The following is a 21383-nucleotide window of genomic DNA, read 5'->3' on the forward strand; positions in this document are numbered from 1 at the left end:
GACCACCCGGGCACCGATCCGGGAGCGGCCCGCCGATCGCGGGGCGCGGCGACCGCCCCACGAGGTTCGAGACACCTAACGGCGCACCACGCGGTGCAGATGGAGGAGACGTGTTCAGCAATCCCAGCGAGGTCGTGAAGTACATCGAGGAGGAGGACATCGAGTTCCTCGACATCCGCTTCTGCGACCTTCCCGGCGTCATGCAGCACTTCAACATCCCGGCGAGCACCTTCGACGAGGAGGCGATCGCCACCGGTCAGCTCTTCGACGGCTCGTCGATCCGGGGCTTCCAGGCCATCCACGAGTCCGACATGAAGCTGATCCCGGACCTGGAGACGGCCTACCTGGACCCGTACAGGGAGCGCAAGACGCTGATCATGAACTTCTCGATCGTGGATCCGTTCACGGACGAGCCCTACTCCCGTGATCCCCGCACCGTCGCGGCGAAGGCCGAGGAGTACCTGAAGTCCACCGGCATCGCTGATACCGCCTTCTTCGCCGCCGAGGCCGAGTTCTACATCTTCGACGACGTCCGATTCAAGACCGGCGTCAACTCCGGCTTCTACTCGATCGACTCCGACGAGGCGGTGTGGAACACCGATCGCGACGAGTCCGAGTTCGGCGGCAACCAGGGCTACAAGACCCGTCTGAAGGGCGGTTACTTCCCGGTCCCGCCGAACGACCAGATGGCCGATCTGCGCGACGAGATCTGCGCGGTGCTGGAGGAGGTGGGCCTGTCCGTGGAGCGCGCGCACCACGAGGTGGGCACCGCCGGTCAGCAGGAGATCAACTACCGGTTCAACACGCTCCTGCAGGCCGCCGACGACGTCATGAAGTTCAAGTACATCGTGAAGAACACGGTGTGGGAGGCGGGCAAGACCGCCACCTTCATGCCCAAGCCCCTGTTCGGCGACAACGGTTCGGGCATGCACACCCACCAGTCCCTGTGGAAGGACGGCGAGCCGCTGTTCTACGACGAGCGCGGCTACGGCGGCCTCTCGGACATCGCCCGCTGGTACATCGGCGGCATCATCGAGCACGCGCCCTCGCTGGTGGCGTTCACCAACCCCACCGTGAACTCGTTCAAGCGCCTGGTGCCCGGCTTCGAGGCCCCCGTGAACATGGTGTACTCGGCCCGCAATCGTTCGGCCGCGATCCGGATCCCCGTCACCGGCACCTCCCCCAAGGCCAAGCGCATCGAGTTCCGAGCCCCGGACCCCTCGGCGAACCCCTACCTGTCCTTCGCCGCGCAGCTGATGGCCGGGATCGACGGCATCCGCAACCGCATCGAGCCGCCGGAGCCGATCGACAAGGACCTCTACGAGCTGCCGCCGGAGGAGCACAAGCTCATCAAGCAGCTGCCGGAGTCCCTGGGCGCTGCGCTGGACGCCCTGGAGGCGGACCACGACTACCTCACCGAGGGTGACGTGTTCCCCGAGGACCTGATCGAGACCTGGATCGAGCTCAAGCGCACCACCGAGATCGATCCGTTCCGCTTCCGCCCGCACCCCCACGAGTTCGAGCTCTACTACGACATCTGAGCCCGGCTCTTCCGAGGCCCGTTCCGGCCACGGCGGTACCCCCGCCGTTCGCCGGGGCGGGCCTCGCCCATGTACGGGGAGATCCGCATCGGGCATGCTGGCGCTGTGGAGACCGACGGCGTAGCGCCCTCCCACGGCCTGGACGACAGAGCACTGATCGAGGTCGTCGCTCTTGCACGGTCCGGTGATCCCGCCCTACGGGTGGCGGATCTGGCAGACCAGGTCGGGTACAGCCCCTTCCACTTCTCCCGGCTGTTCACCGCCCGGGTCGGGATCGGTCCCGGGCAGTACCTCACGGCCGTGAGGATCGACCGGGCCAAGCGTCTGCTACTGGAGGGCTCCGCCCCGGTGATCGACGTGGCCACTGCTATCGGCTTCGACTCCCTGTCCAGCTTCACCCGCCGTTTCGGCGCTGCCGTGGGTGTCACCCCGGCCCGGCTGCGGCAGCTCGCCGACACGGTGGCCGATCACTCGCCCTCCCCGTTCCGCCTCACCGGCGAAGACCCACGGTCCGTGGAGGTCACGCTCGAGCTGCCGACCGACCTGGTGCGACACGGGGACCCGTCGGTGTGGATCGGGTGGTACCCGCATCCCGCCCCGATAGGGCTGCCCCGGGCCGGAGTCCTGGCACGCAGTCGCGAGCTGGTCACCCTGCCCCTGTGCGCGGGTGCCCCGTGGCTGCTGGGCTTCGCGGTGCCCGCGCAGGCCGGCGTCCTGGACCAGCTGGCGCCGACGGACCCGGTGGTCGCGGTCCATCCGTCCCCGGTGACGTCCTCCTGCGCACTCACCCTGCACTTCGGCTCTGCTCGCCGCGGGGTGGTGCCACTGCTCTCGGCGCTGCCGAGCCTGTGCCGGTCTTGATCCTCCGCAGGATCGGACAAGCGAGGCCGCGGCGGCCCTTCGTACGCTCGATGGCATCGGACCCGGCGCCCGGGTGAGTATTCGTAGTCGTGGGAGCCACCGAATCTTGCTCTTGGGGACCGCCGATCGTGCCGACGGGGGCCAGTAGCCGCCGCGGTGGGGACCACTGGCTCCCGCCGGCATCGGGTCACTGGGGCAGTGCGGTGTGTTCTCGCATGTTCCTGTCGCCGGTGTCGATCCAGATTGTGTTGTGCACGATGCGGTCCATGATCGCATCGGCGTGGACTGCTCCACCGAGCCGGGCGTGCCAGTCCTTCTTCGGGTACTGGGTGCAGAACACGGTCGAGCCGGTGTCATAGCGGCGCTCGAGCAGTTCCAGCAGCATCGAACGCATTCCCTCGTCAGGATGGTCCAGCAGCCACTCGTCGATCACCAGCAGCGAGAACGTGGAGTACTTCCGCAGGAACTTCGTCTGGCCCTGCGGCTTGTCCTTTGCCAGGGCCCAGGCCTCTTCGAGGTCGGGCATTCGGATGTAGTGGGCTCGGAGCCGGTGCTGGCAGGCCTGCTTCGCCAGCGCGCAGCCGAGGTAGGACTTCCCTGAGCCGGTGAAGCCCTGGAAGACCACGTTCTGTTGCCGCTGGATGAAGGAGCAGGTTGCCAGTTGCGCGATCACGTTCCGGTTCAGTCCCCGTTCCTCGACCAGATCCAGCCGCCGCAGGTCCGCTCCGGGATAACGCAGCCCCGCCCGGCGGATCAGACCCTCGACCTTTCCATGATTGAAGATGGAATGCGCCTCGTCCACGATCAGCTGGAGCCGTTCCTGGAACGACATCCCCAGCACGTGAGCCTCATCCTGGGCATCGATCGCGTCCAGCAGCGCGGTCGCGCCCATCTCGCGCAGCTTCCGCTTCGTGTCGTTATCGATCACGCTCACCGGACACCTCCGGCGTAGTAGTCGGCGCCACGGACGTATCCGCCGTCTTCCGCGGGTTCCTCGCGGGGTGGACGCAGGGCGGCGACCTTGTCCTGCCCGGTGGCCAAGATCGGGTGCAGATGCGCATAGCGCGGTGAACGGACCCGTCCCGTCAGCGCGAGTGCGCAGGCCGCCTCGACCCGATCTACGGAGAAGCGGCGAGAGAGCCGTAGCACCGCCAACGCGGGATCCAGGCCCTGTTCCACGATCGGCACGGACTCGAAGATCCGCTGGATCACGATCACCGTGGCCGGCCCGACCCGATCTGCCCACGCCCGCACCCTCTGCGCGTCCCAGGCCTGGAAACGCTCGCCCGCAGGTAGGTCCGCGTCGTTGGTGCGGTACTCATTGCTCGCGGTCTCCGGGAGCAGCAGGTGACTGGTCAGTCGCTGGCTGCCCTGATAGATCTCCAGCGTCCGGGCCGTGATGCGCAGATCGACCTTCGCGCCGATGTGCGCGAACGGCGCGGAGTAGAAGTTCCGCGCGAACGTGACGTGCCCGTTCCTGCCCACTCGTCGTCCGTAGTGCCATGTCGAGATCTCGTAGGGCACCGCCGGCAGCGGCGTCAGCAGCGGCCGCTCCTCCGCGTCGAACACGCTGGCGCGGGATCCGGGCCGCTTCTGGAACGGCTCCGCGTTATAGGCCTCCATCCGCTGCCCGATGGCGGCTGCAAGTTCGGGCAGGGACGTGAATCGCTGATCCCGCAGCCCGGCGATGACCCAGGTCGCGACGTGCGCGACGGTGTTCTCCACGCTCGCCTTGTCTTTCGGTTTCCGCACCCTCCCCGGGAGCACCGCCGCCGAGTAATGCGCTGCCATCTCGCGATACGCATCGTTCAGGACGATCTCGCCCTCGCGGGGGTGCTTCACCACACCGGTCTTGAGGTTGTCCGGAACGATCCTCGGGACCGTCCCGCCCAGCGCCTCGAACATCGCTACGTGCGCTCGCAGCCAGGACTCCTGGCGCATATCCAGCGCCGGGAAGCAGAACGCGTAACGAGAAAAAGGCAGGCAGGCAACGAACAAGAACACCTTCGAGACCTCGCCGGTGACCGGATCGGCCAGCTCCATCGTGGGGCCGGACCAGTCGACCTCCACGCTCTGGCCGGCCTTGTGACCGACTCTCGAAGCGGCACCGGTGACCATGACGTGGTGCTGGTAGGTGCGGCAAAACCGGTCATACCCCATCGCCGGATCCCCAGCCGCCGTGGTCGCGTCGAAGTACTCGCCGTGCAACAGCTTCAGCGTCACGCCGACCCTGGCCATCTCTCGATGGACCTGTTCCCAGTCCGGCTGTGCGAACACGCTCTCGTGCTCGCCCCGGCCCGGGAACAACCGGGCATACACCTGCTCATCGGCGACGTCCGCGATATCGCCCCACCCGATCCCTGCAGCGTCAGCGGCCTCGAACACCGCCCTCACGGACTTGCGGGACATGCCCTGCGAGGACGAAATCGCTCGCCCCGACAGACCTTCTGCGCGCAGCTGGAGCACCAGCTTCGCCCTGATCTTCCGTACCATTCCAGATTGCTCCTTCCGCCGCGTGCCCTATACACACGGCGGAAGGAGCGTAGACAGAGCGGCCCCAACGACACCACTGGTGGTCCCGAACGACGCCACCGCTACGGCAGCGACGTGGCACCCGAACCCTCGATCAGCGGACCCCAGCGAGGCGAATATTCACCCGGGCCCGGAACCGACGCACCGGCCCCCGGTGCTGATCCCAGGAGGACGTCATGACGCGACCCATCGGAACCACTACCTGGCTCGACCTCGCGACCACGGATCTCCGTGCCGCGCAGGACTTCTACGCCGGGCTGTTCGGCTGGACCTTCGAGGACGCCGGTGAGGAGTTCGGCCACTACCGCATGGTGCGCAACAGCGGCGCCCTCGTGGGCGGAGCCATGGACGTCTCGGGGATGACCTGCCCGACAGGGCAGCCCCTGCCCAGCGAGTGGGGCGTGTACCTCGCAGCCGATGACATCGACGTCCGGCTGGAGAAGGCACAGTCCGCAGGTGCCCAGCTCGTGGTCCCGGCCCACGACGCCGGCAGCGCCGGGCGGTTCGCCGTCGTGCTGGACCCTGCAGGGAACGCCGTCGGTCTGTGGCAGGCGGGTGACACGGAGGGCTACGAGTTCACCGCTGCCCCGGGATCCCCGGTGTGGTTCGAGGTGATGACCCACGGCATCGAGGCCGCCGAGCGCTTCTACACGGAGGCTCTCGACGCGAAGCTGGTGCCGATGACGGAGCCGATGGAGGACGACTCCTTCCGGTACGTCACCAACGGTGCCGAGGAGGAGGCGACCTGGGGCATGGGAGATGCCACCGGAGTGATTCCCGAGGGCGAGGGTGGATGGCGGATCTACTTCGCGGTCGACGCCTGCGACGCGGCGGTGGACCGCATAAGGGAGCTGGGTGGATCCCTCCTGGACGGGCCGGTGGACTCTCCCTTCGGCAGGATCGCGACCGTGTCCGACCCCACCGGCGCCTCATTCCAGATCTGCGCCATGAGCGAGAAGGCACCGGAAGCCGGCTGAGGGGTCAGGTGTCGGCGGGGTCAGCCGCCGGCGATGTCACGGCGGCGCAGCCCTACCAGGCCCACCGCGACCAGTGCCACCGCCAGCAGGGAGGTCACGGCCAGGGGCACCGCCTCGACCTGTTCTGAGGGCACCAGCGGCACGTGGTGCAGCGGGGACAGGCCCAGCAGCCAGTCCGGCAGGCCCAGTAGCCCGCCCAGGAACGCCACGATCGAGGCCCACACCACCACGATCCACGCCAGTGGCGCCAGGCGCGCATCGATCCCGTACAGCGCGAAGGCGATCGCCCCGCACAGTGCGATCGCCGGCAGGTAGGCGAGGGACGCCAAAGCCATCTCGGGCACCCAGGAGGCGTCCTCGGTCGCAGTCCAGATTCCCACCCCCACCCCGAGGCCGAGGATTGCCTGCATCGGGAAGCACCACGCGACCAGCAGGCCGAGCCACCCCAGGCAGACCCTCTGCCGGGACTGCCCGGTGAGGACCAGTCCCGCGAGGCGGCCCGAGGTCTCCTCGGTGCGCAGTCGCATCACGGCGGCGACCATCAGCCCCACCGGCCCCAGGGTGAGGAAGGTGAGGATCACCGCGGCGAAGGAGCGCACCATGTCATCGAGGTCCAGGGGGATCCAGTCCTGCACCATGGGCATCTCGGCGATCATGTCCTCCAGCGAGGTGGCGAGCATCCCGAAGGCGATCGCGAACAGCAGCAGGCCGATCAGCCAGGCGGCGTAGGAGCCGCGCAGCAACCGGTCGGCCAGCCCGTGGGGCGTCACCAGCCCGGGCCGGGCCACGGCTCGGCCCACAGAGGCGCTGTGCAGGCCGGCACCGACGTCGCGCCGGTGCGCGAGGGCCATGGCGCAGACCAGAATGACCGCCGTGACCACGAGCATCAATGCCAGCGGCCACCGTCGAAGGTCCACGAAGGCACGGGTCTGCTGGGCCCAGGCGAGTGGGGAGAACCAGGACAGCCAGGAGCCTTGCCGGTCGATCACGTCGCCGAGACCGCGCACCATGAAGGCCACGGCGAGAACGCCGAGCGCCATCCCGGAAGCGGTCCCGGCGTGCTCGGTGACCTGGGCGGCCACGGCAGCGATCGCGCCGAACAGCAGGGCCGCCAGCGCTGCCGCAGCCCCGACGGCCAGGGAGTCGGGCGCCGCTCCCCCGGTGACCAGCAGCCCGGTGCTCACAGCCGCACCGACCGCCAGCGCCGCCGCCGCGACCACGATCAGGGCGGCGACGGCGGGGGCGTGCCGCCCCACGGGCAGTGCTCGCACCATCTCCAGCCGACCGGACTCCTCCTCCGCACGGGTGAGGCGCACCATCAGCAGGATCCCCATGATCGCGGCGGGCAGGTACAGGTACAGGGCCAGCTCGTTGGCGACCATCGCCCACAGGGTGTAGTGGTCCTGGTCGAACATGGGCCCGGTCATCATCACGGCAGCGGGGTTGTCCAGCAGCTGGGCACGGGCCTGGAGCGCCGCCGCGTCCGGGTAGGCCTCCTTGATCGCCGCCACCGAGGCCGGCACGAGCAGCAGGAAGGCCAGCACCCAGATCAGCACCTGCCTGCGGACCGTGCGGGCGTACAGGCGCAGCAGGTAGCCGGTGCCGGTCACGGCGCATCCCCGTAGTGGCGCAGGAACAGGTCCTCCAGGGACGGTGGGGTGATGGTCAGTCCGCTCACGCCCATCCGGGTGAGCACCGGCAGCGCGGTGGCGACGGCCGTGTCGTCCACGTCGAAGCGCAGCCGGTCCCCCTCGACGTGGAGGTCATGCACACCGTCCAGTGCACGCAGGGCGGACGGATCGGCCGTAGTGGTCGCAGACACCGTGGAACGAGTGAGGTGCCGAAGCTGGGCCAAGGTTCCGGACTCGACGTCGCGACCGGCACGGATGATGGTGACGCGGTCGCACAGCTTCTCCACCTCGGCCAGGATGTGGCTGGACAGCAGCACGGTGCGGCCCTGATCGCGCAGCGCCCGCACCTCCTGGGTGAAGATCTCCTCCATCAGCGGGTCCAGCCCGGAGGTGGGCTCGTCCATGAGGTACAGATCCGCGTCACGGGCAAGGGCAGCGACCAGGGACACCTTTTGCCGGTTGCCCTTGGAGTAGGTGCGGCAGCGCTTGGTGGGATCCAGTTCGAAGCGCTCGATCAGTTCCTGTCGCCGCCTGCGGGCATCGGCACTAACCACGGGGCCCATCAGCACGTCGATCGCCTCACCTCCGGTGAGGCCGGGCCACAGGTTGGTGTCGCCGGGCACGTAGGCGATGCGCCGGTGCACGGAGACCGCGTCCTTCCAGGGGTCCATCCCCAGGATCCGCGCCTGACCCGAGGTGGCCTGCAGCAGACCCAGCAGGACCCGGATGGTGGTGGATTTCCCTGAGCCGTTGGGGCCCAGGAATCCGGTGACCTGCCCGGTGGGAACGGTGAGGGAGAAACCGTGCAGTGCCCGGGTGCGGCCGAAGGTCTTCACCAGGTCACGCGTGGTGATCGCAGCATCGGCCGACGCGTTGTCGCCGGCGGCCGGGGCGGGGGTGTGTTCCGTGGTCATGGCGTCTCCTGAGGGTCAGTGCCCTGGGCCCGGTAGGCCTCCAGCATCGAGGAATCGGTGAGCAGGGGCTCGGTGAAAAGCTCGAGGTAGGGCGCGAGGATCCGCGCGGAGTACTCCCCCATCCATCGGGGCAGCTCCTCGACGTCCAGGTGCTCCTTCTGCGCCGGCAGCTGCAGCAGCAGGGCCCCCAGGGCCATCTCGGTGAGAAGGCGGGCGCGGGCCTCGGGGGCACGGCTGGGGCGTATCACCCCGGCCTTCTCCCCGTCGGCGAGGTACGAGACGGAATCGGCGACGAAGTCCTCCACCAGCTGTGTCGCCATCGGACCGCCTGCCTGGAGACGGCGCAGCACGTAGCCGACGGCCGGCGCGTACTGCTCGGCCTGCGCCATCTGCGTCAGCATCTCCCCGGCGCCGCCGGTCATCACGGCCGTCTTGCTGGAGCGGGTGAGCGCTAGCACTTCCTTGTCGCAGGCACTCAGCAGCCCGTCGCGGGAGCCGAAGTGGTGGATGATCAGGCCCGCCGTCACGCCGGCGTCGGCCGCGACGGTGCGCAGTCCTGCATGCAGACCGTCCGTGGCGAAGCGACGCACAGCGGCGTGTAGGATCCGCGCTCGCGCGGTCAACTCCGGCGTTGAACTCATGTTCAGTAGCCTAAACGCGCGTTCAATGGCGGGCAAGGGCAGGCGCAGGACCAGATGGGGCAATCATGAGCTCGCCGGGCGACGCCGAGTTGCATCGAGTAACAACGAGTAACAAGGAGCGGAACGGCGCCCAGCAGGAGTCATCCGAGCACGGGCATTCAGCCCAGTGCGTCCAGCCCGTCCTTCGTGCGCAGCAGCGACAGCAGCAGCGCCTTGGGGTCCTTCGCCTTGCCCAGGGCGCACTCCTCAGGGGCGAAGGACCAGGAGCGGCGCAGGGAGCGGAACACCTCGAACTCGGCGTCGCCGGTGCGCAGCGGCACGGCGGCGTACCCGCCGCCCTCGGGCAGATGGATCACGAACGCACCGGTCAGCTCGGGCATCTCCCGGGTGGTGCCGTCGTCGTCCAGCAGCTGCTCAGCGCGCACCACCGCCACCCCCTGGAGGGCGTAGTCGCCGCGCACCTTCTTGGAGGTCTTGATGTCCGCGCTCAGCAGCGTGCCGCCCACTCGCACGATCGCATCGGTGGTGCCGGCGTAGCCCACGGTGTGGTTGACCACCGTCTGCTCCACCTCCACGAACTCCGGCTGGAAGTCGTCGAGGAAGGCACCGTAGCCGTCCAGGCGCTGCGCGGCGCGGTCCAGCAGGCCGTCCAGGTCGCGTTCGGCGGCGAAGGCGCCGCTCGCCTCGCGCTGCTGCGCGGCGACCTCGGTGATGGCAGCCCGGTCGGGGCGGGTGCCGCTGGTCCCCCACAGCTCGCACAGGGTGTGCACGAAGGTGCCGAAGTCGGCTGCGCTGCGGGTGTACTCCTCGGCCGCGGCCGCGATCCGCTTCTGGGTGCCCCACTTGTCGCGGGACACGCGGGAGATCTCGGCCGGAGCCCGTTCGGGATTGCGGTCCAGCCAGGCGTACATCTCCAGCGCCCGTTTCGAGGCCATGGTGGCGTACCAGCCCTGCAGGTGGTCCTTTGCCCGCATCCCCGCCACCGTGGTGATCGAGGGGTACATCAGCGGGCCGTCGGGCTCGAGTCGGTACATGCGGCCGCGCGGGGTGTCGGCGCTGAGCTTCGGGCTGGTCATGGCTCCTCAGGAGGGCACGGCAGGGCCGCACGGGGGCGGCAGGGACGCGGTCCAGGGTACGCGCCGCTCTGGCTCAGAGACCGAACACCACGCGCTCGACGATGTGGCGTGCCCGACGGGTCTGCCGCAGGTACCGCTCCTCCAGTTCAGAGGCGGAGCCGTCATCCCCGTCGATCAACCGCGCCAGGGCCCGCAGCTCGATGCGGTCCGACGGCAGCACTGCTCCCTCGCGGCCCTTCCACAGGAACAGCCCGCGCCGCACCTGCCAGGCCAGGGTCCAGGCATCGGCCAGCTCCCGCACCTCGCGCTCGGACAGCACGCCGGCCTCGGACGCGGCCCGCAGCGCCTCGAGAGTGGTGGTGGTCCGCAGTCCGGGATGCTCCGCCGCGTGCTCGAGGGTGAGCACCTGGGCGGTCCACTCCACGTCCGTCATCCCGCCGCGGCCCAGCTTCACGTGCCGGGAGGGGTCCGCTCCGCGCGGCAGGCGCTCGGACTCGATCCGGGCCTTCATCCGGGAAATCTCGCGACGCGCGGTGGGACTCAGGCCGTCCGCGGGGTAGCGGTGGTGGTCCAGCTCGGCCTGGATGCGCTCGGCCAGCTCCTCGGATGCCACCACTGGGCGCGCCCGCAGCAGGGCCTGCTTCTCCCAGGTCAGCGCGTCACGGCGGTAGTACTCGGTCCAGGCCTCCAGGCTGCGCGCCAGCAGGCCGTTGCGCCCCTCGGGTCGCAGATCCGCATTCACCTTCATGTCGGCCCCAGCAGCCGGGGCGTTGAGGATGTGCTGGACCTGCGTGGCGATCGCGACGGCGATCTGACCGGTGTCCTTGCCGGCGCCGCGGTCCACGGCGATGAACTGCACATCGGCGTCTGAGGAGTACCCCATCTCGCGGGCACCGAAGCTTCCCAGGGCCAGGATCGCCATCTCCACGCCGAGCGCACGGGCCGGGTCGGAGCGCCGCTCCCGCAGCTCGTGGGCAGTGCCCTCGTCCACCGCGCCCTCACCGCCGGGATCGCCCTCGAGATCCAGCGGGTCGGTGCTCTCCCCGATCACGGAGCGCTCCTTGGCCACGGCGTGGTAGGCCACCAGCAGGCCGGCCTCGAGGGCGGCCTCGGCCAGGTCGGTGAGTGCGGCTGCCACCTGCTCGGGCCGGATCAGCCCCACCAGGTGCGCCAGGGCGATGCGCATCAGCTCACGTCGCCGGGTGCGGCGCAGCAGGTCCTGCGCGGCCTCCACGGACTCGACCCGGGTGATCACGGCGAGGAACTCGCGGCCCAGGACGTCTCGCTCCAGGGGCCGCAGGTCCTCGTCCCGCGCCAGCCAACGCACTGCCTCGGGGACCTGCTCGAGCTGCTGACCGACGAAACGGCTGCCGGCCAGCACCCGGGTGAGGCGCTTGGCGGCCAGCCCGGAGTCGCGCAGCAGCCCGAGGTACCAGTGGGCCGAGCCGATCTCGTCGGAGAGCCGGCGGAAGGCCAGCAGGCCCATGTCGGGGTCGATGCCGTCGGCGAACCACTCCAGCATCGCCGGCAGCAGCTGCCGTTGGATCGAGGCGCGACGGGAGATGCCCTGGGTGAGGGCCTCGATGTGGCCGAGCGCCCGCCCCGGGTCGCGGTAGCCGATCGCTGCCAGGCGCGCCTGGGCGTCCTCGGGGCTGAGCCGGATCTGCCCGTCGCTGAGCTGGGAGGCGGTCACCAGCAGGGGGCGGTAGAAGATCTCCTCGTGCAGCTGGCGGACCCGGCGGCGGGTGGCCTCGTACCGGCGGTGGAACTCGCCGGGGGTCAGCCGCATCGTGCGGGCGAGCCGGCGCCTGTCCGCGTCGGAGGTGGGCATCACCTGGGTGCGACGCAGTCGATGCAGCTGCATGCGGTGCTCGACGCTGCGCAGGAAGCGGTAGGCCTCGTCCAGTTCGGTCACGTGACTGCGGGAGATGTAGCCGCCCTCCCCCAGCCGGGCCAGGGCCTCCAGAGTGGAGCGGGCGTGGATGTCCTCGTCGGTGCGGCCGTGGACCATCTGCAGCAGCTGCACCGTGAACTCGACGTCCCGCAGACCGCCGGGGCCCAGCTTGATGTTGCGCTCCGCCTCGGAACGGGGGATGTGGGCCACCACCCGGCGGCGCATCGCCCGGGTGTCCTCCACGAAGCCCTCGCGGCGCGACGCCTTCCACACCCAGGGCGCCACCATCCCGGCGAAGTCGCGTCCCAGCTCCTGGTCACCGGCGGCGGGGCGGGCCTTCAGCAGGGCCTGGAACTCCCAGGAGTCGGCCCACTTGTCGTAGTAGCGGCGGTAGGAGTCCAGGGTGCGCACCAGGGGGCCGTCCTTGCCCTCGGGCCGCAGGTTCGCATCGACCTGCCACAGGGTGCCCTCGGCCGTGCGGTCCGAGCAGACCCGGGCCAGTTCCCGGGCCAGGGCCGAGCCGGTGCGCACCAGTTCGTCCTCGTTCACCGCAGCGTCGGTGTCCCCTGCCGCGGGGGCGACCACGTGCATCACGTCCACGTCGGAGATGTAGTTGAGCTCCCTGGCACCGGTCTTGCCCATCGCGATCACGGTCCAGCGCACCCTCTCGTGGTCGTCCACAGCGGCGCGGGAGGCCGCTGCCCCGGCGTCCAGCGCGGCATCGGCGAGGTCGGAGAGGGACTGCGAGACGGCAGGCTGTACCTCGGTGGGGTCCTCGGCGCTGACGTCGGCCGCAGCGATCTGCAGAAGCCGGGCGTGGTATGCGACGCGCAAGGCATCGCGTGCTTCGCGCCCGGTGGCGCCGGCCACCGGGACGTCGGCATCAGGATCGGCGCCGACGGCCCGCAGGAGGTCCTCGCGCACCTGGCTCGCCGGCACCGTGAGTGCGTCCTGGTCACTGCGCAGTGCCTCGAGCTGCTCCGGATGGCGAGCCAGGAAGTCACCCAGCGCCACCGAGGTGCCCAGCAGGGTGATCAGGCGGTGCCCGGGACTGCCGTCCTCGCCGACACTGCTCAGGAACTCCTGCAGCAGTGCGTCGTGCCCACCGGACTGTGCGGCCTCCGCCAGCCGCAGCAGACCGAGCACCGCGTCGTCGCCGTCGGCCGTGGCGCCGATGGCCTCCGCCCCGCCCTCGCCCAGGCCCTCCAGGGCCGGCTCGGCAAGGAAGCGCTGCACCCTGTCGGTGCGACTGAAGCCCAGGCGCGCCAGGGCACCGGTGGTGGTAGGCGGCTCGCTCATCAGATCCTGCTGAAGGTGGAGGCCAGTTCGTACTCGGTGACCTGCTCGCGGTAACGGTTCCACTCGTTGCGCTTGTCGCGCAGGAAGAACTCGAACACCTGCTCCCCGAGGGTGCGGGCCATCAGCTCGGAGGACTCGAAGGTCTCCAGCGCGCGGAAGAGGTCGGTGGGCAGCGGTTCGATGCCCATCGAGCGGCGCTCGTTCTCGGTGAGCTCCCACACCGCGTCCTCGGCGCCCTCGGGCAGCTCGTACTCCCCCTCGATGCCGGCCATGCCCGCGGCCAGCAGCACCGCGAAGGCGAGGTAGGGGTTGGTTGCGGAATCGGCGCCGCGGAACTCGACCCGGGAGCTGGTGCCCTTGGTGGGCTTGTGGAACGGGACCCGGACCAGGGCGGAACGGTTGTTGTGGCCCCAGCACACGTAGCTCGGGGCCTCCTGCGCCCCCCACAGGCGCTTGTAGGAGTTCACCCACTGGTTGGTGACCGCGCAGTACTCCGGTGCATGCCGCAGCAGGCCGGCGATGAACTGCCGGCCGGTACGGGAGAGCCCGTACTCGGCACCGGGCTCGTGGAAGGCGTTCTTCCCGCCCTGGAACAGGGACAGGTGGGTGTGCATCCCGGAGCCGGGGTGCTCGATCATCGGCTTGGGCATGAAGGTGGCCACCTGCCCCATGGACAGCGCCACCTCCTTGACCACGGTGCGGAGGGTGACGATGTTGTCGGCCGTGGTGAGGGCGTCCGCGTAGCGCAGATCGATCTCGTTCTGTCCGGGGCCGTTCTCGTGGTGGGAGAACTCCACCTGGATGTTCATCGCCTCCAGGTTCTGGATCGCGCTGCGGCGGAAGTCCTGTCCCTGGCCGCGGTGCACGTGGTCGAAGTAGCCGGCGTTGTCGATGGGCCGCAGCTTGTGGCCGGGCTGGTAGTGCTCCTGGAAGAGGTAGAACTCGATCTCGGGGTGGGCGTACAGCTCCAGACCCTGCTTCTCGGCTGCGCTGAGGGCCTCCTTGAGGACCCGGCGGGGGTCGGATGCGGCTGGTTCCCCGTCGGGCGAGAGCACGTCGCACATCATGCGGGCGGTGGCATCGGAGTCACCGCGCCAGGCCAGCACCTCGAAGGTGCCCGGGTCCGGCCGCAGCAGCATGTCGGACTCGTAGCTGCGGGTGAGGCCCTCGATGGTGGAGCCGTCGATCCCGATGCCCTCGGTGAACGCGGTCTCCAGGTCCGCCGGTGAGATCGCGATGGACTTCAGGGTGCCGGCGATGTCGCAGAACCACAGGCGGATGAACCGCACGTCCCTCTCGGCGACCTGGCGGATGACGTCGTCGTGGAATTGTTCCATGGCGCCAGTGTGCCGCATGGCCCCGGGGTCCGCTGGGGATTCCGGGGCCGACACGACGGGGCAGGTGCTGTTCCTGCTCGGGCTCTCCCGATCAGCCACCCAGGTCGGGGTTGGTGAAGTACCACTGCCCGTCGGTGTGCTTGGTCATCGGCACCGGGAACTGGGAGCCGCCGAAGCTGATGGTGACGGCACCGGAGTCATCGGCGTTCGCCTCCACCATCGAGGCGTCCAGCGCATCGAAGGTGCCGGGCTCGACATCGACCGATGACCCTAGCTCCTGCTCCAGGCTCTCGGCGCAGGCCGCGAGCTCGGCCCCGACAGGGGGCTCACCGGTGGAGGGGTCGAGCATGTAGCCGCAGGCAGCCTCGTAGTCGGGATCATCGACGACCTGCATGAAGGACACGAAGCGCTCTTTGGCGACGGTGAGGTCCTGCTCGGACACCTTCGCGTCACCACCGCCGTCGCTGGCCGAGGACTCCCCGGTGGGCTCGTCCGCGGGCTCCTCGGATGTCGGCTCCTCCGCCGGCTCCGTGGTCGGCTCCGCCTCCGCCGTCTCCTCAGCGGCGGGCGGGGCGGCCGGCTCGTCGTCGCCGCCTGTGCAGGCGGCAGCGCCCAGGGCAAGAGCGAGGCCGCCCAGGCCCACCGCTGCCGTCCGGCCTGCACGGTGTGCGGTTGTGCGTGCTGCGGTGCGGAACGAGGTACGCATCGTGGTCGACATGTGTCGGCCCTCCCTGTGGATCGGTTCTCGCTTTCGTGGTTCCGCGGCCAGCGTGCCACAGCACCGCTGAGGGCGCATCGTGCTCTCCGCATGCCGAGCCGACCGGACGTGCCGACCGCTGTCACCGATCAGTCCCTGCCCGCGACGTAGGCTGGTGGGGATCAGTTCTCTTCCCGATCCCCCAGGAGCCCCTCATGACCACCGCTTCCGGCAGCGGATCCGTCGGCCCCGCGAAGGTGCGCATCCGGCACCTGCAGGACGCCAAGGAGCGCGGCAGGCCGTTCAGCATGCTCACCTCGTACGACCAGTTCTCGGCGCAGGTATTCGAGGCCGCCGGCATCGACGTGCTGCTGGTGGGCGACTCGGTGGGCACCACGGTGCTGGGGCACGAATCCACCACGGCCACCACCCATCAGGACATGGTCGCCTTCACCGGCGCGGTGTCACGCAGCGTCCACCGGCCGCTGATCGTGGCGGACCTCGCCTTCGGCACCTACCAGACGGGCCCGGCCGATGCGGTGCGCCATGGCGTCGAACTGGTGCGGGCAGGCGCCGAGATGGTCAAACTCGAGGGCGGGCAGGCGTTCGCCCCGCATGTGCGCACGCTGGTGGACAGCGGCATCCCGGTGATGGGGCACCTGGGTTTCACCCCGCAGTCCGTCAATGCGCTGTCCGGGCACCGGGTGCAGGGACGCGATCAGGCCGGTGCGGATCGGCTCGCGGAGGACGCCCTGGCGCTGCAGGAGGCCGGGGTCTCCGCGATCGTGCTGGAACTGGTGCCTGCCGCGGTCTCGGCACGCATCACCGAGGTGCTGTCGATCCCCACGATCGGCATCGGCGCCGGCCCCCACTGCGACGGCCAGGTGCTGGTGTGGCAGGACATGGCAGGGCTGTCCGGTTTCGAGGGACGCTTCGTGAAGCGCTTCGCGAACCTGCGCGCCGAATTGCAGCGCGCCGCAGCGGAGTACCGCGAGGAGGTCGGGTCCCGCACCTATCCCGCTGCGGAGCACTCGTTCGAGTAAGTCGAGTACGAGGCGCTCAGCGGCGATTCGCGCGCCAGGCGCCGGGAAACGAGTCGGCCGATGAGTCCGGCTCAGCGCGCCTCGGGGCTGACGCCCTCGGCGGGCGGCTCGCCCCAGTCCTCCCACTTCTCGTCCTCGTCCTCCCACTCCTCGTTGCGGGCGGCGGCCTTGTCCAGGGCGCGCTGGGCCTCCTCACGGGAGGCGTAGGGGCCCATCAGCTCGCTCCCGTGGGACTGTCGCCCCTCCTCCACGGTGCCGTTGGTGAGGTTGTAGTAGAACTCTGCGGGTCCGGCCACGGCGGACTCCTCTCCTCGTCGGTGAGAGACTTGCACCCATGACTGTAGAGCAGGATTGGATCCGTCCCGAGGGACGTGCCGCACTGGTGCCGGGCACCGTCGGCCCCCGTCGCGCCGTGCCGGCGCGCATCGAACGACCGGAGTACGTGGACAAGGACGAGGCCGTCTCGGACTCGGGCCCGAAGGTGCAGAGCGCCGAGGTGATCGAGCGGATGCGGGAAGCCTCCCGTATCGCGGCACTCGCCCTGCAGGCCGCCGGCGAGGCCGCCCGACCGGGCGTGACCACCGATGCGATTGACGCCGTGGTGCACGATGTGCTGGTCTCCGAGGGCGCCTACCCCTCGACCCTGGGGTACCTGGGCTTCGAGAAGTCCTGCTGCACGAGCCTGAACGAGGTGATCTGCCACGGCATCCCGGACTCCACCGTGATGCAGGAGGGTGACATCCTCAACGTGGACGTCACCGCCTACATCCACGGCGTGCACGGCGACACGAACGCCACCTTCCTGGTGGGCGAGGTGGACCCCCGCGTCCAGGAGCTGGTGGAGCGCAGCCACGAGGCGATGATGCGCGGGATCCGGGCGGCGAAGATCGGCCGCCAGGTCAATGTGATCGGGCGCGTGATCGAGAAGTACGTGGGCAGGTTCGGTTACGAGTCGGTGCGGGACTTCACCGGTCACGGCGTGGCCGAGGGCTTCCACAACGGCCTGGTGATCCCTCACTACGACTCCGCCCCCATGTTCGACGACGAGATCGTCGAGAACATGACGTTCACGGTGGAGCCGATGGTGACGATCGGTGCACAGGAGTGGGAGATGTGGGACGACGGCTGGACCGTGGTCACCAAGGACCGTTCCTTCACCGCCCAGTTCGAGCACACCATGGTGATGACCCCGGAGGGTCCTGAGCTGCTGACGGTGGTGTGAGCACTGCTGACAGCGCAGGCCGGTGACGGTTCTGCCACACTGGTGCGGTTGCACTACCGTTTCGAGGAGAGAACATGAGCAGCACGACGGCTTTCGGCATCGACATCGGCGGCAGCGGCATCAAGGGTGCCCCCGTGGACCTGAAGGCCGGCGAACTGGCCGCTGACCGGTTGCGGATCCCCACCCCGCAGCCCTCCACCCCCGACGCTGTGGCGGACACGGTCAAGGAGCTGCTGGACTCCTTCGGCGTGGAGCGGGGCATGCCCGTGGGCGTCACCTTCCCTGCGGTGATCCAGCACGGCGTGGCCAAGACCGCCGCCAACGTGGACAAGTCCTGGATCGATACCGACGCGGATGCCCTGTTCACCGAGCGCACCGGTCACGACGTGTTCGTGGTCAATGATGCGGATGCCGCCGGGATCTCCGAGATGGAGTTCGGCGCCGGCCGTGGGAAGAAGGGCGTGGTGCTGATGACCACCCTGGGCACCGGCGTGGGCAGCGCCCTGTTCGTGGACGGCCGTCTGGTGCCCAACACGGAGCTGGGCCACATCCCCTTCCACGGTGACGCGGCGGAGAAGTACATGGCCGAGTCCGTGCGCGAGCGCGAGGACCTGAACTGGAAGGCATGGGCCGAGCGCCTGCAGGAGTACTACTCTCTGCTGGAGTTCCTGTTCAACCCCGACCTGTTCATCGTGGGCGGTGGCGTTTCCAAGCATCACGCGAAGTTCCTGCCGCTGCTGGATCTGCGCGCGCCGATCGTACCGGCGGACCTCCGCAATGAGGCCGGCATCATCGGTGCCGCGGTGCTGGCTCGCCGCGCCGAGGACGAGACGATCAAGGCCGCCTCCGGCAAGGGCCGCAAGAAGGCGGGGATCGCCGCTGAGAAGGCCGAGGCGAAGGTCGAGAAGGCTTCGACGAAGGCCGACAAGAAGGCGGAGAAGAAGTCGGATAAGGCCGCGAAGAAGGCACGCAAGGACGCCGACAAGAAGGCGAAGAAGTCGAAGGGCTCCGATTCCAAGAAAAAGTAGGTCCCAGACTTCTGCAAGATACGGGCCCATTCGCACTTGGTGCGGGTGGGCCCGTCTCCATCTGAGTATTCGTAGTCGTGGGAGCCACCGAATCTTGCTCTTGGGGACCGCCGATCGTGCCGACGGGGGCCAGTAGCCGCCGCGGTGGGGACCACTGGCTCCCGCCGGCATCGGGTCACTGGGGCAGTGCGGTGTGTTCTCGCATGTTCCTGTCGCCGGTGTCGATCCAGATTGTGTTGTGCACGATGCGGTCCATGATCGCATCGGCGTGGACTGCTCCACCGAGCCGGGCGTGCCAGTCCTTCTTCGGGTACTGGGTGCAGAACACGGTCGAGCCGGTGTCATAGCGGCGCTCGAGCAGTTCCAGCAGCATCGAACGCATTCCCTCGTCAGGATGGTCCAGCAGCCACTCGTCGATCACCAGCAGCGAGAACGTGGAGTACTTCCGCAGGAACTTCGTCTGGCCCTGCGGCTTGTCCTTTGCCAGGGCCCAGGCCTCTTCGAGGTCGGGCATTCGGATGTAGTGGGCTCGGAGCCGGTGCTGGCAGGCCTGCTTCGCCAGCGCGCAGCCGAGGTAGGACTTCCCTGAGCCGGTGAAGCCCTGGAAGACCACGTTCTGTTGCCGCTGGATGAAGGAGCAGGTTGCCAGTTGCGCGATCACGTTCCGGTTCAGTCCCCGTTCCTCGACCAGATCCAGCCGCCGCAGGTCCGCTCCGGGATAACGCAGCCCCGCCCGGCGGATCAGACCCTCGACCTTTCCATGATTGAAGATGGAATGCGCCTCGTCCACGATCAGCTGGAGCCGTTCCTGGAACGACATCCCCAGCACGTGAGCCTCATCCTGGGCATCGATCGCGTCCAGCAGCGCGGTCGCGCCCATCTCGCGCAGCTTCCGCTTCGTGTCGTTATCGATCACGCTCACCGGACACCTCCGGCGTAGTAGTCGGCGCCACGGACGTATCCGCCGTCTTCCGCGGGTTCCTCGCGGGGTGGACGCAGGGCGGCGACCTTGTCCTGCCCGGTGGCCAAGATCGGGTGCAGATGCGCATAGCGCGGTGAACGGACCCGTCCCGTCAGCGCGAGTGCGCAGGCCGCCTCGACCCGATCTACGGAGAAGCGGCGAGAGAGCCGTAGCACCGCCAACGCGGGATCCAGGCCCTGTTCCACGATCGGCACGGACTCGAAGATCCGCTGGATCACGATCACCGTGGCCGGCCCGACCCGATCTGCCCACGCCCGCACCCTCTGCGCGTCCCAGGCCTGGAAACGCTCGCCCGCAGGTAGGTCCGCGTCGTTGGTGCGGTACTCATTGCTCGCGGTCTCCGGGAGCAGCAGGTGACTGGTCAGTCGCTGGCTGCCCTGATAGATCTCCAGCGTCCGGGCCGTGATGCGCAGATCGACCTTCGCGCCGATGTGCGCGAACGGCGCGGAGTAGAAGTTCCGCGCGAACGTGACGTGCCCGTTCCTGCCCACTCGTCGTCCGTAGTGCCATGTCGAGATCTCGTAGGGCACCGCCGGCAGCGGCGTCAGCAGCGGCCGCTCCTCCGCGTCGAACACGCTGGCGCGGGATCCGGGCCGCTTCTGGAACGGCTCCGCGTTATAGGCCTCCATCCGCTGCCCGATGGCGGCTGCAAGTTCGGGCAGGGACGTGAATCGCTGATCCCGCAGCCCGGCGATGACCCAGGTCGCGACGTGCGCGACGGTGTTCTCCACGCTCGCCTTGTCTTTCGGTTTCCGCACCCTCCCCGGGAGCACCGCCGCCGAGTAATGCGCTGCCATCTCGCGATACGCATCGTTCAGGACGATCTCGCCCTCGCGGGGGTGCTTCACCACACCGGTCTTGAGGTTGTCCGGAACGATCCTCGGGACCGTCCCGCCCAGCGCCTCGAACATCGCTACGTGCGCTCGCAGCCAGGACTCCTGGCGCATATCCAGCGCCGGGAAGCAGAACGCGTAACGAGAAAAAGGCAGGCAGGCAACGAACAAGAACACCTTCGAGACCTCGCCGGTGACCGGATCGGCCAGCTCCATCGTGGGGCCGGACCAGTCGACCTCCACGCTCTGGCCGGCCTTGTGACCGACTCTCGAAGCGGCACCGGTGACCATGACGTGGTGCTGGTAGGTGCGGCAAAACCGGTCATACCCCATCGCCGGATCCCCAGCCGCCGTGGTCGCGTCGAAGTACTCGCCGTGCAACAGCTTCAGCGTCACGCCGACCCTGGCCATCTCTCGATGGACCTGTTCCCAGTCCGGCTGTGCGAACACGCTCTCGTGCTCGCCCCGGCCCGGGAACAACCGGGCATACACCTGCTCATCGGCGACGTCCGCGATATCGCCCCACCCGATCCCTGCAGCGTCAGCGGCCTCGAACACCGCCCTCACGGACTTGCGGGACATGCCCTGCGAGGACGAAATCGCTCGCCCCGACAGACCTTCTGCGCGCAGCTGGAGCACCAGCTTCGCCCTGATCTTCCGTACCATTCCAGATTGCTCCTTCCGCCGCGTGCCCTATACACACGGCGGAAGGAGCGTAGACAGAGCGGCCCCAACGACACCACTGGTGGTCCCGAACGACGCCACCGCTACGGCAGCGACGTGGCACCCGAACCCTCGATCAGCGGACCCCAGCGAGGCGAATATTCACCATCTCCGGGCCGCGCCCTTTCTCCGCGGCCCGTCTATTTCTCCGG

Annotated in this window: 18 protein-coding genes; 6 read left to right on the forward strand and 12 right to left on the reverse strand. The window is 68.9% G+C overall.

What is annotated here, in order from left to right:
• Positions 1-110 precede the first annotated feature (110 nt).
• Together glnA and JOD52_RS07945 are read left to right on the forward strand one after the other, a co-directional pair.
• On the forward strand, positions 111-1541 hold the full coding sequence (gene glnA, locus JOD52_RS07940) for a type I glutamate--ammonia ligase (protein ID WP_204409335.1): 1431 nt from the start codon (positions 111-113) through the stop codon (positions 1539-1541).
• Between the two features lie 105 nt (positions 1542-1646).
• Entirely contained in the window at positions 1647-2402 is a 756-nt protein-coding gene (locus JOD52_RS07945) for a helix-turn-helix domain-containing protein (protein ID WP_259878468.1), read from the forward strand.
• A 187-nt stretch (positions 2403-2589) separates the two neighbouring features.
• On the opposite strand, the gene JOD52_RS07950 is transcribed toward JOD52_RS07945, so the two are convergent.
• Positions 2590-3336, reverse strand: a complete 747-nt coding sequence (locus tag JOD52_RS07950; RefSeq protein ID WP_338124028.1) for an ATP-binding protein — start codon at positions 3334-3336, stop codon at positions 2590-2592.
• Entirely contained in the window at positions 3333-4895 is a 1563-nt protein-coding gene (istA, locus tag JOD52_RS07955; protein ID WP_204408388.1) for an IS21 family transposase, read from the reverse strand. The genes JOD52_RS07950 and istA (JOD52_RS07955) overlap by 4 nt, the downstream gene beginning before the upstream one ends.
• 215 nt (positions 4896-5110) lie before the next feature.
• Here istA (JOD52_RS07955) and JOD52_RS07960 point away from each other — a divergent pair, with 215 nt between their 5' ends.
• On the forward strand, positions 5111-5911 hold the full coding sequence (locus JOD52_RS07960) for a VOC family protein (protein ID WP_204409339.1): 801 nt from the start codon (positions 5111-5113) through the stop codon (positions 5909-5911).
• 20 nt (positions 5912-5931) lie between these two features.
• On the opposite strand, the gene JOD52_RS07965 is transcribed toward JOD52_RS07960, so the two are convergent.
• From JOD52_RS07965 to JOD52_RS07995, 7 genes are all read right to left on the reverse strand, one after another.
• Positions 5932-7521, reverse strand: coding sequence for a polyketide antibiotic transporter (locus JOD52_RS07965; protein ID WP_204409341.1), 1590 nt, complete (start codon positions 7519-7521; stop codon positions 5932-5934).
• The gene (locus tag JOD52_RS07970) at positions 7518-8456 is read right to left on the reverse strand and encodes an ABC transporter ATP-binding protein (protein WP_239551836.1); all 939 of its coding nucleotides are present in this window, start codon (positions 8454-8456) and stop codon (positions 7518-7520) included. Before JOD52_RS07970 ends, JOD52_RS07965 begins: the two co-directional genes overlap by 4 nt.
• Positions 8453-9097, reverse strand: coding sequence for a TetR/AcrR family transcriptional regulator (locus tag JOD52_RS07975; RefSeq protein WP_239551837.1), 645 nt, complete (start codon positions 9095-9097; stop codon positions 8453-8455). The genes JOD52_RS07970 and JOD52_RS07975 overlap by 4 nt, the downstream gene beginning before the upstream one ends.
• A gap of 158 nt (positions 9098-9255) precedes the next feature.
• Positions 9256-10173, reverse strand: coding sequence for a PD-(D/E)XK nuclease family protein (locus tag JOD52_RS07980; protein ID WP_204409343.1), 918 nt, complete (start codon positions 10171-10173; stop codon positions 9256-9258).
• A 73-nt stretch (positions 10174-10246) separates the two neighbouring features.
• Positions 10247-13366, reverse strand: a complete 3120-nt coding sequence (locus tag JOD52_RS07985; RefSeq protein ID WP_204409345.1) for a bifunctional [glutamine synthetase] adenylyltransferase/[glutamine synthetase]-adenylyl-L-tyrosine phosphorylase — start codon at positions 13364-13366, stop codon at positions 10247-10249.
• A complete protein-coding gene (locus JOD52_RS07990) occupies positions 13366-14703 on the reverse strand; it encodes a glutamine synthetase family protein (protein ID WP_204409347.1) in 1338 nt (445 codons plus the stop codon). The genes JOD52_RS07985 and JOD52_RS07990 overlap by 1 nt, the downstream gene beginning before the upstream one ends.
• Positions 14704-14794: 91 nt before the next feature.
• Complete coding sequence (locus JOD52_RS07995) at positions 14795-15421, reverse strand: hypothetical protein (protein WP_204409349.1); 627 nt, start codon at positions 15419-15421, stop codon at positions 14795-14797.
• 194 nt (positions 15422-15615) lie between these two features.
• Between JOD52_RS07995 and panB the strand changes: the two genes are divergently transcribed.
• A complete protein-coding gene (gene panB / locus JOD52_RS08000) occupies positions 15616-16443 on the forward strand; it encodes a 3-methyl-2-oxobutanoate hydroxymethyltransferase (RefSeq protein ID WP_017822480.1) in 828 nt (275 codons plus the stop codon).
• A 71-nt stretch (positions 16444-16514) separates the two neighbouring features.
• Here panB and JOD52_RS08005 read toward each other — a convergent pair whose 3' ends face one another.
• Positions 16515-16739 carry an SPOR domain-containing protein gene (locus JOD52_RS08005; protein ID WP_204409351.1) on the reverse strand — a complete coding sequence of 75 codons (225 nt, stop codon included), beginning with the start codon at positions 16737-16739 and terminating at the stop codon, positions 16515-16517.
• A 38-nt stretch (positions 16740-16777) separates the two neighbouring features.
• On the opposite strand from JOD52_RS08005, the gene map reads away from it, so the two are divergent.
• Both map and ppgK read left to right on the forward strand, forming a co-directional pair.
• Complete coding sequence (map, locus tag JOD52_RS08010; protein ID WP_042342708.1) at positions 16778-17665, forward strand: type I methionyl aminopeptidase; 888 nt, start codon at positions 16778-16780, stop codon at positions 17663-17665.
• Positions 17666-17739: 74 nt separating this feature from the next.
• Positions 17740-18693: a polyphosphate--glucose phosphotransferase gene (gene ppgK, locus JOD52_RS08015; RefSeq protein WP_017822477.1), complete on the forward strand. Its 954-nt coding sequence runs from the start codon at positions 17740-17742 to the stop codon at positions 18691-18693.
• Between the two features lie 175 nt (positions 18694-18868).
• Here ppgK and JOD52_RS08020 read toward each other — a convergent pair whose 3' ends face one another.
• Both JOD52_RS08020 and istA (JOD52_RS08025) read right to left on the reverse strand, forming a co-directional pair.
• Positions 18869-19615 (reverse strand): ATP-binding protein, encoded by a 747-nt coding sequence (locus JOD52_RS08020; RefSeq protein WP_338124028.1) that lies wholly within the window; start codon positions 19613-19615, stop codon positions 18869-18871.
• A complete protein-coding gene (istA, locus tag JOD52_RS08025) occupies positions 19612-21174 on the reverse strand; it encodes an IS21 family transposase (RefSeq protein ID WP_204408388.1) in 1563 nt (520 codons plus the stop codon). The genes JOD52_RS08020 and istA (JOD52_RS08025) overlap by 4 nt, the downstream gene beginning before the upstream one ends.
• Positions 21175-21383 lie beyond the last annotated feature (209 nt).

The sequence above is a fragment of the Brachybacterium muris genome, assembly GCF_016907455.1.
GTDB classification, from domain to species: domain Bacteria; phylum Actinomycetota; class Actinomycetes; order Actinomycetales; family Dermabacteraceae; genus Brachybacterium; species Brachybacterium muris.